Source organism: uncultured Tenacibaculum sp., assembly GCF_947504135.1.
Lineage (GTDB): Bacteria > Bacteroidota > Bacteroidia > Flavobacteriales > Flavobacteriaceae > Polaribacter.
Map to the genome: position 1 here is coordinate 309,207 of NZ_CANNGG010000002.1, position 14,694 is coordinate 323,900.

The following is a 14,694-nucleotide window of genomic DNA, read 5'->3' on the forward strand; positions in this document are numbered from 1 at the left end:
TATTCAAAAATAAATTAATAAAAGATAGAGCGGTAATGTTTTAACTTAGATTAACAAAGTTATTGTAAAATTAAGTAAATTTTAACACTTAAAGCTAGTGAAGCATAAATTACATCACCTTTTTTGTTAAAGAATTATGGATTTTTAATACTTGTTCTTTAGAATTGTTAAGTGTTTTGTTTTCAATGATATAGTTTGATTGTAGTGTTTTTTTAATCTCACTCCATTGGCTTTTTATTCTATTTTTCACTTCTTCAATCGTAGTGCTGTCTCTTTTTATAACTCGGTTAATTCGGACTTCTTCGGGAGCTGTGACAGTAATAACTTTATCACAAAAAGTATCGCTTCCGTTTTCAAAAAGTATTGCATTTTCATACAAAATGTAAGTTTTGTTAGAATTCTTTTTGATAAAATCTTGCAAATGCTCATTTACAACAGGATGAACAATAGAGTTTAACAAAGCTAATTTCTCTTTGTTTTTAAAAACGATAGAAGCTAAATATGGTCTGTTTAATTCGTTATTAATGTAGGTTTCTTTGCCAAATTCAGTAATTAAACGAGATTTAATTACTGATGAAGTATGCATGAGTTTTTTAGCTTCATCATCTGCCATGTAAATAGCAATGTTTTTAAATTCTAAAAACATTTTTAAAATGGTGGATTTTCCGCTACCAATTCCGCCTGTTAAACCTACTACCATATTATTCGTAAATTAAAAAGTCAATTTTATCGGGAACTATTCTTAGTACTGTAGCTAAATTAGGAACATCTTTAAGTTTAGGTGTAAGGTAGTTCAACTCGTTATTTTCAGCTTCTAAATAATCACATTCTATTTTAAATAAATCGGGCGTGATTTCATTAAAATTTTTCAAACCTACTTTATATATCACTTTTACTTTTTTAGGGAAAATATTAATTCCTTTTGGAGCATTTTTAACTAATACAGGTACTTCAATTTCCCCTTCTGTAAATTTATCTACCAACAATTCAATATCTACTGATTTATGACTTGCTTTGAGTTGAATATTTTCAGGAAATAGAATAGAAGAGGTGATATTTGTGTTTTTAGAGATATTTTCTAAAGTAGCGCTATCAAGATTTAGAAACTCTATTCCGTTAACATCAGTTTCATCACCAGAAATTAAAATGCTATCTGGAGTAAGGTTTAAAGGTTTTGAAAGACCGTATCCTAACTGAAAAGAAATGTTTACATTAGGTTTTAACGGAACTTTTTTAGAACTCAATAATCCTATTTTTACTGGAATAGTATCTTGCGTGATGCTGTTTAACTCAATATTATATTTTAATTGATGTTGTATTTCAGAATGCAAGTTTTTTGATAAAAAATAATAGTTGCTTCCCTTTTTTTTAACCGCTTTGTCTAATTGTAGCGTGATTGGTTTTTGATTAATGCTGGACATTAATAAATTATAGCCACTACTTTTTACATCTAAGGTTAGTTTGTTAAAAGGAGCATCAATCAGCGTTTTTTGTTGAGGTAATTTAGTGTATTCAATATCATATTCCACCTCTGCATTATATTCTTTTGAAAGGTTTATAAGTAACCAAAAAAATATAGAGGCGATTAAAAAACCAAAAAAGGTTTTAGGTATGTTAACGTTTTTTTTCAAAAAATAAATATTAACGCAATCTACATAAAAAACAAAAAAGTGAGCTAATTAGCTCACTTTTTTTATATCGATATCTTAGTGTTATTTTTTAGTTTCAGCAATGTACTTTTTGCTTAACTCCATTGAAATGGCAGAACGTTCAAATTTAATCTTTCCAGCACCAGTTTCGATGGAAACTGTGTTGTCAGTATCATTAATTTCAACGATTTTTCCATGAATACCACTTGTGGTGACAATTTTAGCACCTTTTTTAATTTCTGTTTGAAACTGCTTTTCTTTTTTTTGACGACGCATTTGAGGGCGAATAATTAAAAAGAAAAAAACAGCAATCATTGCTACAAAAGGAAGCATGTTCATTAAACTTTCTTGAGAACTAGCTTGTAAAAAAATAGTTGTAAACATTATGCGTCTTTATTTTTAGGGGTTACCATACCAGAAATTTTGATAATTTCTCTACCTTTCTCAGTATTGGTAGTTAACGTAACAGATTTTGATTGTTTGTTAGTTCTTCCACTTGTATTAAAGCTAACTTTAATATCACCTGTTTCACCTGGTGCAATTGGGGCTTTTGTCCACTCAGGAACCGTACAACCACAAGATGCTTGAGCGTGTGTTATTACTAAATCACTTTTACCTGTATTGGTTACAACGAAAGTAGTTTCAACAATTTCACCTTCTTTAACTGTACCGAAATCAAATTCTTCTTTGTCAAAAGAGATCTCTGGAGCACCTTGGCTAATAGTATTATCTCTTTTTTCTGCGTTTTCAATGTTTTCTTTTTTTACTTTTGATGAGGCATTACCTTGTCCACAAGAAACTAACATTCCTGCTGAAACAACAAATGCTAATGCTACTGCTATTTTCTTCATTGTAAAATATTTTTGTTTGTTGTAAAAATACTAATTTTTATAATAATCCTCTACCTATTTTAACCATCTTGTTAGAGCTAAGGTAGTCTTTAGCTAACTTGTCTAAAACACCATTTATAAAGTAACCGCTTTTGTTAGTAGAATAGTCTTTAGCTAACTCAATATATTCATTAATAGAAACTCTACTTGGAATAGAAGGGAAGTGTAAAAATTCTGTAATAGCCATTTTAATAATAATCATATCAATATCGGCAATTCTATCGGCTTCCCAGTTAGGTGTTTTTTCTTTGATATCTTCTTCGTACTTATGTTGATTTAACACAGTTTTGTTGAATAAATTAGAAACGAAAGCTTGATCTTCGTTATCTTTATACAAACTACCTAAAATAAATGGTTTATTAGCTTTTTGTTTGTTTAGAGTTTTTAATACCCAGGTATTTACAAAAGGAATATCATCAACCCAAGAAATCATTTTATCCTCAAAATAATCCGCTATTTTTTCGTTAGGAGCTACAATTTCTCTAAAAAAGTCAATAATAAAAGCACGGTCTACATTAAAAGAATCTTCAACAGTGTCCATGTATTTTTTGTAGATGTCACTTTTCTGTAATTCATCTAACAAAATTTTTACATACTCATCGTCAAGATCCCAATAATTTAATTTATTAAGCTCAACATATCCTTCTAAGCTTACGCTTTCGTTAAGTTGGTTTAAAAGTTTGTTATCTATAAATTTTGTATTAGGATTAAGTTCTTCTTTAGTAGCAAGAATTTTCTTTTTTGAAAGCTCTATTCTCTTTCGAGCTAATTTTTGAACTTCAACTAATAGTTGAAGGTTTAAAACGTACAAGTCGTACATTTTTTGAATGCTGTGTTTTAAGAATTTTTCTTCCTTAACTAAATCATCGCTGTGCGATTGTTGCATCGCATATACCGACTGCATTACTTTAACACGAATATGTCTTCTGTTAATCATTCTAAAGAACTTTAAAAAAAAGAGCGATAGAAACTATTTCTAACGCTCTGCAAAAGTAAAACTTTTTTATTTTTTATCTAGCTATTTTGCTCTTTTTTGCGAGCATCAATTCTTGCTTGTGCAATATTGAAAGCAGCTTGATGTGTAGTGATGTTTTCTTTTTCTGATAAATTGAAAATCTCTAATGTAGTGTTGTAGATGTTTTCAGTTCTCTTTAAGCTTTCAGCTTTGTCGTAACCTTCAACTTCTGCATATACATTAATAATACCACCAGCATTGATTAAGAAGTCAGGAGCATATGCAATTCCTCTTTCTTTTAACATCGTACCGTGCTTTAATTCATTAGCTAATTGGTTGTTAGCAGCACCAGCTACTACTTGGGCTTTTAATTGAGCGATGCTTTCATCGTTAAGAGTAGCACCTAAAGCACAAGGAGCATAGATATCAAGGTCTAAACCAAAAATATCGTTTCCTAATACTACTTTAGCACCGTATTTTTTGCTTAATTCTTCTAAACGAGCTTCGTTAATATCGTTTAAGATAACTTGAGCACCTTCGTCAGTAATATGCTTTACTAAAGTTTCACCTACGTGACCAACACCTTGTACTAATACTTTTTTACCATCTAAGTTTTCAGTTCCAAATTTGTATTTAGCAGCAGCTTTCATCCCCATATATACTCCGTAAGCAGTTACAGGAGAAGGGTTTCCAGATCCACCAATTGCTTCAGAAACACCTGTTACGTGTGGAGTTACTTCACGGATAATGTCCATGTCACGAGTTTCCATCCCAACATCTTCCGCAGTAATATATTTTCCGCTTAAAGAGTTTACAAACTCACCAAACTTACGCATTAATGCGTCATTTTTTTGAGTTTTAGCATCACCAATAATAACTGCTTTACCACCACCAAGGTTTAAACCAGTAACAGCAGACTTATAAGTCATACCACGAGACAAACGTAATACGTCGTTTAAAGCTTCCCATTCACTTTTATATTGCCACATTCTTGTACCTCCTAAAGCAGGGCCTAAAGTTGTGTTGTGAATACCAATAATTGCTTTTAAACCTGTATCTTCGTCGTTGCAAAAAACGATCTGCTCGTGATTGTCAAAAGATAATTGACCAAACACAGGGTCGTTCTTAAGATCTTTAGTATCAATGATTTCTGATGTCATTTGTTTTAGTTTTTTAATTTGAGATAATTTAAGCAATCTCAAAAATTCGAGCACAAAAGTAAGAAATCGTTAAAACAAAAGCAAAAAAAGAGAGCTCAATTATGGTATCTTTAACAAGAGCCCTTTTTAAAGTTAAATTTTTATAAAAAAGTAAGATTGAAAGCATTACAGCATTTAAATAAGTATTTCATAAAGTATAAGTGGAGGTTATTGTTAGGGGTTTTTATAACTGTTCTAGCAAAAATATTTACACTAAGAATCCCCGATTTTGTTGGTGATTCATTAAATGTAGTAGAAGACTATCAGTTAGGGAAAATAACAGAGCTATCTGAAGTAAAAAGCATTTTGTTAAATAATATTTTACTTATTATTGGAGTAACTTTATTAGGTGGTTTTTTCACTTTTTTAATGCGTCAAACTATAATAGTGATGTCTCGAATGATTGAATTTGATTTAAAAAACGAGATTTACCAACAATATCAGCGATTATCTCTTAATTTTTACAAGCAAAATAGGACAGGTGATTTAATGAACCGTATTAGTGAAGATGTGTCTAAGGTGCGTATGTATGTTGGTCCGTCTATCATGTATTCTTTAAACATGCTGGTGTCTTTTGTAATTGGTTTTACTCAGATGTATGCAATTTCTCCAAAACTAACTTTATATACTATGATACCATTTCCAGTTTTATCGGTATCGATTTTTGTGTTGAGTAAGCAGATAAATAAGAGAAGCACCATTGTCCAACAATATTTATCGAAGTTAACAACTTTTAATCAAGAGTTTTTCTCGGGTATTAATGTAGTGAAGTCATATGCTATTGAAGATGCAGTAATCAAAAATTTTGATGATTTAGCTGATGCCAATAAAGAAAAGAATATTAACCTATATAAAGTACAAGCACTGTTTTTCCCTCTAATGATACTATTAATAGGAATCAGTAATATTATTGTGTTGTACGTTGGAGGAACATTATATATTAATGGAGAGATTCAAGTTGGAGCAATCGGTGCTTTTGTTATGTATGTAAATATTTTAACATGGCCTGTTGCTGTTGTAGGTTGGGTTACTTCTATGATTCAGCAAGCGGAAGCTTCTCAAGAAAGAATTAATGAGTTTTTACAGCATGTTCCTGAAATACAAAATAGGAATGAAGAAACTACGGAAGTAGAAGGGGAGATTGAATTTAAACATGTTTCCCTAACTTATGAAGATACTGATATCACAGCATTAAAAGATGTGAGTTTTAAAGTTGATAAAGGAGAAACTTTAGCAATTTTGGGTAAAACAGGTAGTGGAAAATCGACCATTATCAACCTTATATCACGATTGTATGATACTACTGAAGGAACAGTGTTTATAGATGGACAAGATATTACAACGTGTAATTTATATGATGTAAGAAATCAAATAGGATTTGTGCCGCAAGAACCTTTCTTATTTTCTGATACAATTGAAAATAACATCAAGTTTGGTAAAGAAGATGCTACAGAAGAAGAAATTATTGAAGCTGCTAAAAACGCTGTAATTCATGAGAATATTATCGATTTTAAAGAAGGATATAAAACCATTTTAGGAGAAAGAGGAGTTACACTTTCAGGTGGTCAAAAGCAACGAACCTCTATTGCAAGGGCGATCATTAAAGATCCGAAGATTTTAATCTTTGATGATTGTTTATCAGCGGTTGATACCGAGACAGAAGAGCGAATTTTATCTAATTTAGAGCGAGTTTCTAGCGATAAAACCACAATAATTATTAGTCACAGGGTATCTTCAGCAAAAAATGCAGATAAAATTATTGTATTAGATGATGGAAAGATAATTCAACAAGGTGTTCATAATCAGTTGATAAAGGAAAAAGGATATTATAAAGACCTATATGAACAGCAACTTTTAGAAAAAGAAATATAGCAATTCGTATTGCTAAGTCAAATATTTTGTTAGATTTGTTGAGAAATTTTAAGTAAACAACTATTATTTAAAGCGAATTATGAGCGAGAGAGTAGAACAAGAAGAAATCTTTTCACAGGTTTTAAGGGCAGGAAGAAGAACGTATTTTTTTGACGTTAGATCTACAAAGGCAGATGATTATTATTTAACAGTAACAGAAAGTAAAAAATTCACTCACGATGATGGATCTTTTCATTATCAGAAACATAAAATTTACTTATATAAAGAAGACTTTACTGATTTTACAGAAATGTTAAATAAAGCAACAGACTTTATTGTAAATGAAAAAGGTTCTGAAGTAATTAGTGAGCGTCACCAAAAAGATTATAAGAGAGAAGAAGGTGCTTCAACAGAGGCTACTTCTACAGAAAGTTTTACTGACGTTTCTTTTGAAGATATTTAAAAGCAGAGGATAACTGTTTTGTATAAACCCTAAACACAATTTATAATTTGTGTTTAGAGTTTGGTTTGTGCATAAAAAAATCAATTCAAATTCAATTTACACTTAGAAAACCGCCAATTGTTGCACAGCAATTGGTGGTTTTTTTCTTTTACACAAGCGATTTTATTTTGTTTGGTAGTTTTGATGCGAATTCAACCAGCTGCTTATACGTTAAAGTTCTACCTACTCTACTATTAAGTTTATCTTCACGCTGGTTAATCCTTAGTAATTTTTGTTTCATAGGAAAGCGAGTTTTGAGTTCACCTAAATATAATAAAAAAAACTGAATTTCAGTAGGTTATGTTTATTTTGAGGTAAAGTATTTTGTAGAGTAGGTGTTTTTCCTATAAAACTTTTTTCATAGTAGTAGTTTTTGCTACTGTTTCTTGCCATTCTTTTATAGCATTACTGTCGTTTGTAATACCACCACCAACATAAATATATACAACATCGTTAGAAACCTCCATACAGCGAAGATTAACGAATAAATTACTTTCTCTATCGTCAATATTTAGTTCTCCTAAAAAACCAGTATAAAAACTTCTGTGATAGTTTTCGTTATCTAAAATAAATTGTTTTGAAGCCTCTAAAGGCATTCCACAAACAGCAGGAGTAGGGTGTAAGCTTTTGATTAAAGAAGCAGTATTAGTTTTTAATTTCCCATTAAGAATGGTTCTTAAATGAAGTAATTTACCCGCTTTTATAGTTTTAATACCAGATGTTTTAATGTTTAAGGAAATATCAGATAACCTATCAGTAATGTAGTCAGTTACAAATTGTTGTTCTTCTAATTCTTTTGGTTGCCAAGTAACATTAGTTGTACCATTGTAAACTTGAGTCCCTGCCAAAGCCATAGTAGTAAAACTTTTATCTTTAATACTAACTAGAGTTTCTGGGGTAGCTCCTAACCATAACCCAACTTTAGGATGATACCAAACATATACAAAAGCAGTAGGATAGTTACTCAGAAGTTTTTGAAAAGTTTTAATAAGATTAAAGTCAGATAACTCAATTTTTTCTTTTCTGGAAAGAACTACTTTTTTAAACTGCTGATTTTTAATAGCGGCTATTCCTTTTTCAACTAGTTGAATGTGGTTCTCTTCGGAAGCTGCATCAGGAGCGTGATTAGTGTTGTTAGTTTGAGTATCGTCAATAGTAACTTTTTCTTCAACATAAGTAGATTGATTTCTAGGAATTAAAATAGCTTTATCTCTGCTGTCAAACGGAGCAAAAATAAATCCACTCTCATTATAATTTTCAGAAGTAATTACATCGTTGTTTTGTTGAAACCACCCTTTAATTATAGAACTGTTAGGCTTTCTGTAAGTAACAAAAGGTAATTCTTTGTTGAAGGCTTCTTTTATGTTTAAAAAAATACTCAATCTAATTGTTGTATTAAATGTTCTTTAATCGTGTCAAATTTACTCCAAATAAATCCATGACCAGCATCAGGAATGCTAATTAACTCAAACTGATTTTTAGGAAACTGCTCTTTCAAAAATAAAGAGTTTTCAATAGGTACAATCCAATCATTAGTTCCATGAATACTTACTATGTTGTTAGGAGTAGATTTCCAGTTGTTTTCAAATAGTTGTAAATCTTGTTTATGAGATAACTTTTCCTTGCTCGCTTCTTGCCATATTGGAGGAACTAGCCATCGAGTAACTTTCCATTTGTATAAATTTAAAGACCACGGCATGGGTTCTACTTCACTACATATAGCAGGAGCCAGCAAAATTACTTTTCTAACTTTTTCTTGTAAAGCTAAGGCAATAGGTCCGCCATAAGAATAACCTACAAGAATCGTTTTATCGGGGTTAATATTATGTAAAATATTCTTTAGCATGTCACGCTCAAAAGCAATACTTTCTTGAACCGGATTTTTGTCTTGAAAATTGTAACCAATTCTGTCGTATGAAATCATATTAGCTTTGCTAAGCAATACACTATCCATCATATATTTTACAAAATCGGTAGAAGAACCTATCGTTCCGTGAACAAAAACCAGTGTAGGTAAGGTAGTATCTTTTATGATTGAAAGTTTTCTGTACTCAAACCCATTAAAGTTTTCATAAGTAAGGACAGGAGTAGCAGAGCTTCCAGAAAATTTTTCAAGTACTTTTACATCAGATTTAGGAGCAGAAAAATTCCAGAATAAATAATATAAAACAAGGAAAAGCACAAAGAGAACAATTCCAGCGATTTTCAAGATTTTTTTTAGCAATTTCATGTTATTGTTTGTCTAAAACAATATTGGTAATCTTACAAAGTGAAATCAAGTTATTATCCTCATCAACAATTCTCACTTCCCATAAATGTGTAGTTCTACCTTTATGAATCGCTTTAGCTGTAGCAAAAACATGTCCCTCTCGCTTACTTTTTACATGATTGATGCTCAGTTCAATCCCTTTAACAATTTTATTAGAGTCTCTTAAAAAAAAAGCGGAAGCACAACTACCAACCGATTCTGCCAAAGCAGCAGTAGCACCACCATGTAATATTCCATAGGGTTGATGTACTTTAGATGTCACAGGCATTTTTGCTGTAATAAAATCATCTCCTACATCAACAAACTCTATCTCTAAAGTTTCCATCAAGGTGTTTTTGTTGTAACTGTTTAAGACTGTAAGAGATGCTTGCTTATTCATGGTAACTAAAAATTATCACCCAAAAATACGTATTTTTGTACTGACAAAAAATGATAGAATGTATAAAGTACGCGTAATTTTAGATACGAAAGAAGATGTAATACGAACCCTGTTAGTAAACGAAAAAGCTTCATTAGAAAACCTACACTTTGATATTGCAAAAGCGTTTGGTTTTAACGGACAAGAAATGGCATCTTTTTACCGTACCGATGAAGATTGGAATCAAGGTGAAGAAATTCCTTTATTCAATATGTCAGAAGCAGGAGAAGGAATTTCAATGGCAACATGTATTTTGCATGAAGCCTTACCAAACCAACACGATAAGTTAATTTATGTGTACGATTTCTTACAAATGTGGACGTTTTATGTAGAGGTAATAGAACAATCTAATGAAGAAGTTACTGAAACAAAAATGATCTTGTCTGTAGGAGAAATCCCAGAGCAAGCTCCAGAAAAAGAATTTAAGGCAGAAGATCTTTCAAAAAATATAGATGATGAAATTGATGATGAATTTAATAACTTTGAAAGCCTAGACGATTTTGACTTTGATAATTACTAAGCTATGGCACAATTTATAAAACTGTATAATGACAACCCCAATCCAAAAGAGATTGAAAAAATTGTAAAAGTTTTACAAAACGGTGGGTTGATTATCTATCCAACCGATACTGTTTATGGTTTAGGCTGTGATATTACCAATACTAAAGCACTAGAAAAAGTAGCAAGAATAAAAAAAGTAAAGCCAGAAAAAGCCAACTTCTCGTTTGTTTGTAACGACTTAAGCCATTTATCTGATTACGTAAAGCAAATAGATACTGCAACTTATAAAATTTTAAAAAGAGCTTTACCAGGTCCATATACTTTTGTATTACCTGGTAGTAATTCACTACCAAAAGCTTATAAAAAACGAAAAACAGTAGGTATTCGTGTACCTGATAATAATATAGCAAGAGCTATTGTAGAAGCTTTAGGAAACCCGATTGTATCTACATCTATTTACGATGAAGACGAAGTATTAGAATATACAACCGATCCTGAATTAATCTTCGAGAAATGGCAGAATATTGTTGATGTTGTGGTTGATGGAGGGTATGGAGATAACCATGCATCTACTGTAATCGATTTAACAACCGATGAACCAGAAGTAATTCGTGAAGGAAAAGGAAGCTTAGATATTTTGTAAAATGAAAAGAAAAGGTTTTGTGTTATTCTTCTTCTTAGTGTGGATAAATTGCAATTCACAAGAGTTATTAGAGGGACAAAAGCTATGGAGTAATGATAACAAATTAACGGTTAACGATTATAAATTAAAGAAACATGATGTTTACAATGAGTTGATTGTTAGTCAGTTCTTGATTTCACATCAAGTTAATGGATTCGATTTTTTTAAGAAGAATTTTAATAATAGAGTTTTAAATATTTTTGTGGGAAACGCTTCTTGGATTGATATAAATAATATTTCAAATATTAACAAACAGCTAGCATTTCAGCAACTTCAATTTGATTTAGCAGAAATTTGTACTAGGCATTTTAGGAAAAGATTATTGTTGAATAAAAGAAAAATAGCAAAAGGCTTTACAGTTGTTAATAAAATTAGTAATGAAATAATTGCTGAGTTTTCATCTAGAAGATTAAAACTTGTGAATGAAACAAAGGGAGGTAAAGATGAAAAGAAAGTTAAAGAATGGAGAGAAAAAATAAAAAAAGAATTGGAAGACCTGAACGAGTTTAGGTTTGAAAATAAAAAAAGAATAAAGCTTAAGTAACTATTTTTTTAACATATTGAATTTTTTTCTTCCTTTAGTGTAATACTGCCAAACTATAGACTTGTGTTCGTAGTAATTCGATTTTTTAGGAGATTCTTTTCTTTTTTTTATGAACTTAAAAAGGTGCGCATAAAAACTAAAATGAGCTTTTAAAATAGCAAACAAATGATTAGGTTTTCCTTCTAATAAAAATTTAAGGCTTGCTAAACCGTCTAAGATCAAACGAGAAAAAATGATTGGAAACAATTTCGTAGAAGGTAAGTTCTTAACCAAGTTGAGTAAACTATTCCTAAAATTTAAAAACGTTTTTCTAGGATTTAAAGTATCCAATGTAGCACCACCAACATGATATACAGTGGATGCTCCTACATATTTTATAGTATGCCCACTATTTTTAGCACGCCAACACAAATCAATCTCTTCCTGATGTGCAAAAAAATCTTCATCAAAACCTTGTAGTTGATGAAAAACTCCAGAGCGGATAAAAAAACAAGCACCAGATGCCCAAAAAATTTCGGTAGTATCGTTAAACTGTCCGTTATCTGTTTCCAAGTCGCTAAACAAACGACCGCGACAATACGGATATCCAAAAGCATCAATAAAACCACCACCTGCACCAGCATATTCAAACTTAGATTTGTCTTTAAAGTCTAAAATCTTCGGTTGGATAATCGCCGTATTAGGTTCCTTTTTAAAAGTATCAATAATGGGAGTTAACCAGTTCTTGGTAACCTCAATGTCAGAATTTACTAAACAATATACATCTGCATCAATATGCTGTAAGGCATCGTTGTAACCTTTTGCATAACCGCTATTTTCTGAGTTCTGTACAATTTTTACAGTAGGAAAATGTTGCTCTACAAATGCAATAGAGTCATCTGTAGAAGCATTGTCTGCGACATACACTTCCGCTTCTTCAGAACTAAAATTAACGACAGAAGGTAAAAACTGCTCAAGCAATTTTTTTCCGTTCCAGTTTAATATGACGATAGCTGTTTTCAAGACGGCAAATTTACAGTTTATAAATGAAATTCTAGTTAAAAAGCATGAGTCATTCTGTGTTTCGTCATTCCGAACGAGGTATGATGAGGAATCTCATAAGTTAAGTAATTCTCATGTTTAAGACTTCGTCTTCCATTTTGGTAGTGAAGCAATTTTTCGGTTTGAAATAAAGGTATTTACTTGTACTCAGGAATATCTCTTAAAAACACATAGGTTTCGTTCTCTTTATCGAGCATACAAAAAAAGTGTTGTAGTCCGTTGGTTACGATGAGGTAATCAGCATCAAGCTTTAAGTTATAACGAGCAATCTGATCAAAGGTATCTTGGTTAATTTTTATATGTGGTGCTTTACATTCTACAATAATATTCGGATGTCCGTCAGAAGTAAAAACCACAATATCGGTACGTTTTTTAAGGTTGTTGATAACCAATTGTTTTTCAATAGCGATTAATGAAACAGGGTAGTTTCTCTCTTGAATTAACCATTGCACAAAATGTTGGCGTACCCATTCCTCGGGAGTTAACACCACATATTTTTTTCTCAAATTATCAAAAATAAGCGTCTTATTTTCGTTACTTTTGAGCTTGAATGTGTAGCTAGGAAGGTTGAGCTTTTGCATAACTCAAAAATAATTATTTAAATTTATTAAAGTGCGATTTAACTTTTTCATTTTATTATTTTTAGTAGTAACTCAACTACAAGCTCAAGACTTTTATAAAACCCCATCAGGTAAAAAGTTTCATACAGCTACTTGTAGAATGGTAGAGAATGTATCGAAAAAGGTAAATGAAGATGAAATTAACGCTTATGGCTTAACTGCTTGTAAAATTTGTAAACCTTCTTATGTGGGAAGAACAGCTGGTTTTACGAATAAATCTGTAGGAAAATCTTATACGGTAAGATGTAAAGGGGTTACGAAAAAGGGAACACGGTGTAAGCATCAAACAAAGCTAGCAAACGGATTTTGTTATCAACATACTAAACAATCAAATACTAAAAGTACAAAATCGTATAGTTCAACTTGTGGAGCAAGAACAAAATCTGGTGGTTCTTGTAAAAGAAAAGTAAAAGGAGGAGTACGATGTTATCAACATCGTTAAAAATAGAATAAATAACACTTCCTCTCCTTCGGAGAGGACTGAGGAGAGTCTTTATGAACGAAATTAAATCTATCATATCCGATATAAAAGGAGGTAACATCAAACCCATTTATTTTTTAATGGGAGAAGAACCGTATTACATTGATAAAATTTCAGATTATATTGAAGACAATGTGTTAGATGAATCTGAAAAAGGATTCAATCAAGTAGTTATGTACGGTCGTGATGTGTCGATAGAAGAAATTGTATCGTCGGCAAAACGTTTTCCGATGATGGCAGAAAAACAGGTGATTATTGTTAAAGAAGCGCAAGATTTAAGCCGTACGATTGATAAAATAGAGTCGTATGCTGCCAATCCGCAACCGACTACCGTATTGGTGTTTAACTACAAATATAAAAAGCTCGATAAACGTAAAAAGGCGTACAAAGCCATTGCTAAAAGCGGACTTATTTACGAGAGTAAAAAACTATACGATAATCAAGTAGCCGATTGGATTCGTCAGGTTTTGGGAGGAAAGAAGTTTAATATCGAGCCAAAAGCAGCTCAAATGTTGGTAGAGTTTTTAGGAACTGATCTGAGCAAGATTAGTAACGAACTTGATAAATTAACTTCAGTATTACCTGCAGAAACTATTATTAGCGATAAGCATATTGAAGAAAATATCGGTATTTCTAAAGATTTTAACAATTTTGAGTTGCGTAAAGCAGTAGGGCAGCGTGATGTGGTAAAAGCGAACAGGATTATCAATTATTTTGCTCAAAACCCTAAGAATAATCCGTTAGTAATGACAATTTCCTTGCTAAATAGTTTTTTTACACAGTTATTGATGTACCACGGATTAAAAGATAAATCGAAAGCTTCGGTTGCTAAAAACTTAGGGGTAAACCCTTATTTTGTAGACGACTACGTAAACGCAGCTCGCAACTACCCGATGCGAAAAGTATCGCAAATTATAGCCTTATTACGTGATGCCGATGTAAAAAGCAAAGGAGTTGGTGCTAACCAAACCCATGCTGATATTTTAAAAGAATTGTTGTTTAAGATTTTGCATTAACAAATTTAGTCGCTTTTTTAAAAAATAAGTATGAGAGAATAATTCGATTCTTCTTTAATGACTTTTAATAGTTGTT

Annotated in this window: 18 protein-coding genes; 7 read left to right on the forward strand and 11 right to left on the reverse strand. The window is 31.4% G+C overall.

Annotated elements, in window-relative coordinates:
* Positions 1 to 109: 109 nt before the first annotated feature.
* The 6 genes from coaE to Q0663_RS04905 form a co-directional block, all read right to left on the reverse strand.
* A complete protein-coding gene (gene coaE, locus Q0663_RS04880; protein ID WP_299007324.1) occupies positions 110 to 700 on the reverse strand; it encodes a dephospho-CoA kinase in 591 nt (196 codons plus the stop codon).
* Position 701: 1 nt separating this feature from the next.
* Positions 702 to 1,631, reverse strand: a complete 930-nt coding sequence (locus Q0663_RS04885) for a hypothetical protein (protein ID WP_299007327.1) — start codon at positions 1,629 to 1,631, stop codon at positions 702 to 704.
* 81 nt (positions 1,632 to 1,712) lie between these two features.
* Positions 1,713 to 2,033, reverse strand: a complete 321-nt coding sequence (gene yajC, locus Q0663_RS04890; protein ID WP_299007330.1) for a preprotein translocase subunit YajC — start codon at positions 2,031 to 2,033, stop codon at positions 1,713 to 1,715.
* Positions 2,033 to 2,500 carry a DUF1573 domain-containing protein gene (locus Q0663_RS04895; RefSeq protein ID WP_299007333.1) on the reverse strand — a complete coding sequence of 156 codons (468 nt, stop codon included), beginning with the start codon at positions 2,498 to 2,500 and terminating at the stop codon, positions 2,033 to 2,035. Before Q0663_RS04895 ends, yajC begins: the two co-directional genes overlap by 1 nt.
* 37 nt (positions 2,501 to 2,537) lie before the next feature.
* A complete protein-coding gene (nusB, locus tag Q0663_RS04900) occupies positions 2,538 to 3,476 on the reverse strand; it encodes a transcription antitermination factor NusB (protein ID WP_299007336.1) in 939 nt (312 codons plus the stop codon).
* Positions 3,477 to 3,553: 77 nt separating this feature from the next.
* Positions 3,554 to 4,654, reverse strand: coding sequence for a Glu/Leu/Phe/Val dehydrogenase (locus tag Q0663_RS04905; RefSeq protein WP_299007337.1), 1,101 nt, complete (start codon positions 4,652 to 4,654; stop codon positions 3,554 to 3,556).
* Between the two features lie 156 nt (positions 4,655 to 4,810).
* On the opposite strand from Q0663_RS04905, the gene Q0663_RS04910 reads away from it, so the two are divergent.
* Together Q0663_RS04910 and Q0663_RS04915 are read left to right on the forward strand one after the other, a co-directional pair.
* A complete protein-coding gene (locus Q0663_RS04910; protein WP_299007339.1) occupies positions 4,811 to 6,565 on the forward strand; it encodes an ABC transporter ATP-binding protein in 1,755 nt (584 codons plus the stop codon).
* A 79-nt stretch (positions 6,566 to 6,644) separates the two neighbouring features.
* The gene (locus Q0663_RS04915) at positions 6,645 to 7,007 is read left to right on the forward strand and encodes a PUR family DNA/RNA-binding protein (protein WP_299007341.1); all 363 of its coding nucleotides are present in this window, start codon (positions 6,645 to 6,647) and stop codon (positions 7,005 to 7,007) included.
* Between the two features lie 383 nt (positions 7,008 to 7,390).
* Here Q0663_RS04915 and Q0663_RS04920 read toward each other — a convergent pair whose 3' ends face one another.
* The 3 genes from Q0663_RS04920 to Q0663_RS04930 are packed head-to-tail and all read right to left on the reverse strand — an operon-like array spanning position 7,391 to position 9,694.
* Positions 7,391 to 8,428 carry a chorismate-binding protein gene (locus Q0663_RS04920; RefSeq protein ID WP_299007344.1) on the reverse strand — a complete coding sequence of 346 codons (1,038 nt, stop codon included), beginning with the start codon at positions 8,426 to 8,428 and terminating at the stop codon, positions 7,391 to 7,393.
* On the reverse strand, positions 8,425 to 9,276 hold the full coding sequence (locus Q0663_RS04925) for an alpha/beta fold hydrolase (RefSeq protein WP_299007348.1): 852 nt from the start codon (positions 9,274 to 9,276) through the stop codon (positions 8,425 to 8,427). Before Q0663_RS04925 ends, Q0663_RS04920 begins: the two co-directional genes overlap by 4 nt.
* 1 nt (position 9,277) lies before the next feature.
* Positions 9,278 to 9,694, reverse strand: a complete 417-nt coding sequence (locus Q0663_RS04930) for a PaaI family thioesterase (RefSeq protein WP_299007351.1) — start codon at positions 9,692 to 9,694, stop codon at positions 9,278 to 9,280.
* Between the two features lie 58 nt (positions 9,695 to 9,752).
* Between Q0663_RS04930 and Q0663_RS04935 the strand changes: the two genes are divergently transcribed.
* Genes Q0663_RS04935 through Q0663_RS04945 form a run of 3 tightly spaced genes read left to right on the forward strand, consistent with a single transcriptional unit; the run spans position 9,753 to position 11,460 of the window.
* Positions 9,753 to 10,253, forward strand: a complete 501-nt coding sequence (locus Q0663_RS04935) for a hypothetical protein (protein ID WP_299007354.1) — start codon at positions 9,753 to 9,755, stop codon at positions 10,251 to 10,253.
* Positions 10,254 to 10,256: 3 nt separating this feature from the next.
* A complete protein-coding gene (locus Q0663_RS04940) occupies positions 10,257 to 10,877 on the forward strand; it encodes an L-threonylcarbamoyladenylate synthase (RefSeq protein ID WP_299007356.1) in 621 nt (206 codons plus the stop codon).
* A gap of 1 nt (position 10,878) precedes the next feature.
* A complete protein-coding gene (locus Q0663_RS04945) occupies positions 10,879 to 11,460 on the forward strand; it encodes a hypothetical protein (RefSeq protein ID WP_299007359.1) in 582 nt (193 codons plus the stop codon).
* On the opposite strand, the gene Q0663_RS04950 is transcribed toward Q0663_RS04945, so the two are convergent.
* Positions 11,461 to 12,462: a glycosyltransferase family 2 protein gene (locus Q0663_RS04950; RefSeq protein WP_299007362.1), complete on the reverse strand. Its 1,002-nt coding sequence runs from the start codon at positions 12,460 to 12,462 to the stop codon at positions 11,461 to 11,463. It lies immediately after the preceding gene.
* Positions 12,463 to 12,638: 176 nt separating this feature from the next.
* Positions 12,639 to 13,082, reverse strand: coding sequence for a type I restriction enzyme HsdR N-terminal domain-containing protein (locus Q0663_RS04955; RefSeq protein WP_299007365.1), 444 nt, complete (start codon positions 13,080 to 13,082; stop codon positions 12,639 to 12,641).
* A gap of 31 nt (positions 13,083 to 13,113) precedes the next feature.
* Here Q0663_RS04955 and Q0663_RS04960 point away from each other — a divergent pair, with 31 nt between their 5' ends.
* Together Q0663_RS04960 and holA are read left to right on the forward strand one after the other, a co-directional pair.
* Positions 13,114 to 13,563 (forward strand): DUF5763 domain-containing protein, encoded by a 450-nt coding sequence (locus Q0663_RS04960; protein ID WP_299007369.1) that lies wholly within the window; start codon positions 13,114 to 13,116, stop codon positions 13,561 to 13,563.
* A 53-nt stretch (positions 13,564 to 13,616) separates the two neighbouring features.
* Positions 13,617 to 14,618 (forward strand): DNA polymerase III subunit delta, encoded by a 1,002-nt coding sequence (gene holA / locus Q0663_RS04965; protein WP_299007372.1) that lies wholly within the window; start codon positions 13,617 to 13,619, stop codon positions 14,616 to 14,618.
* Positions 14,619 to 14,694: the final 76 nt, after the last annotated feature.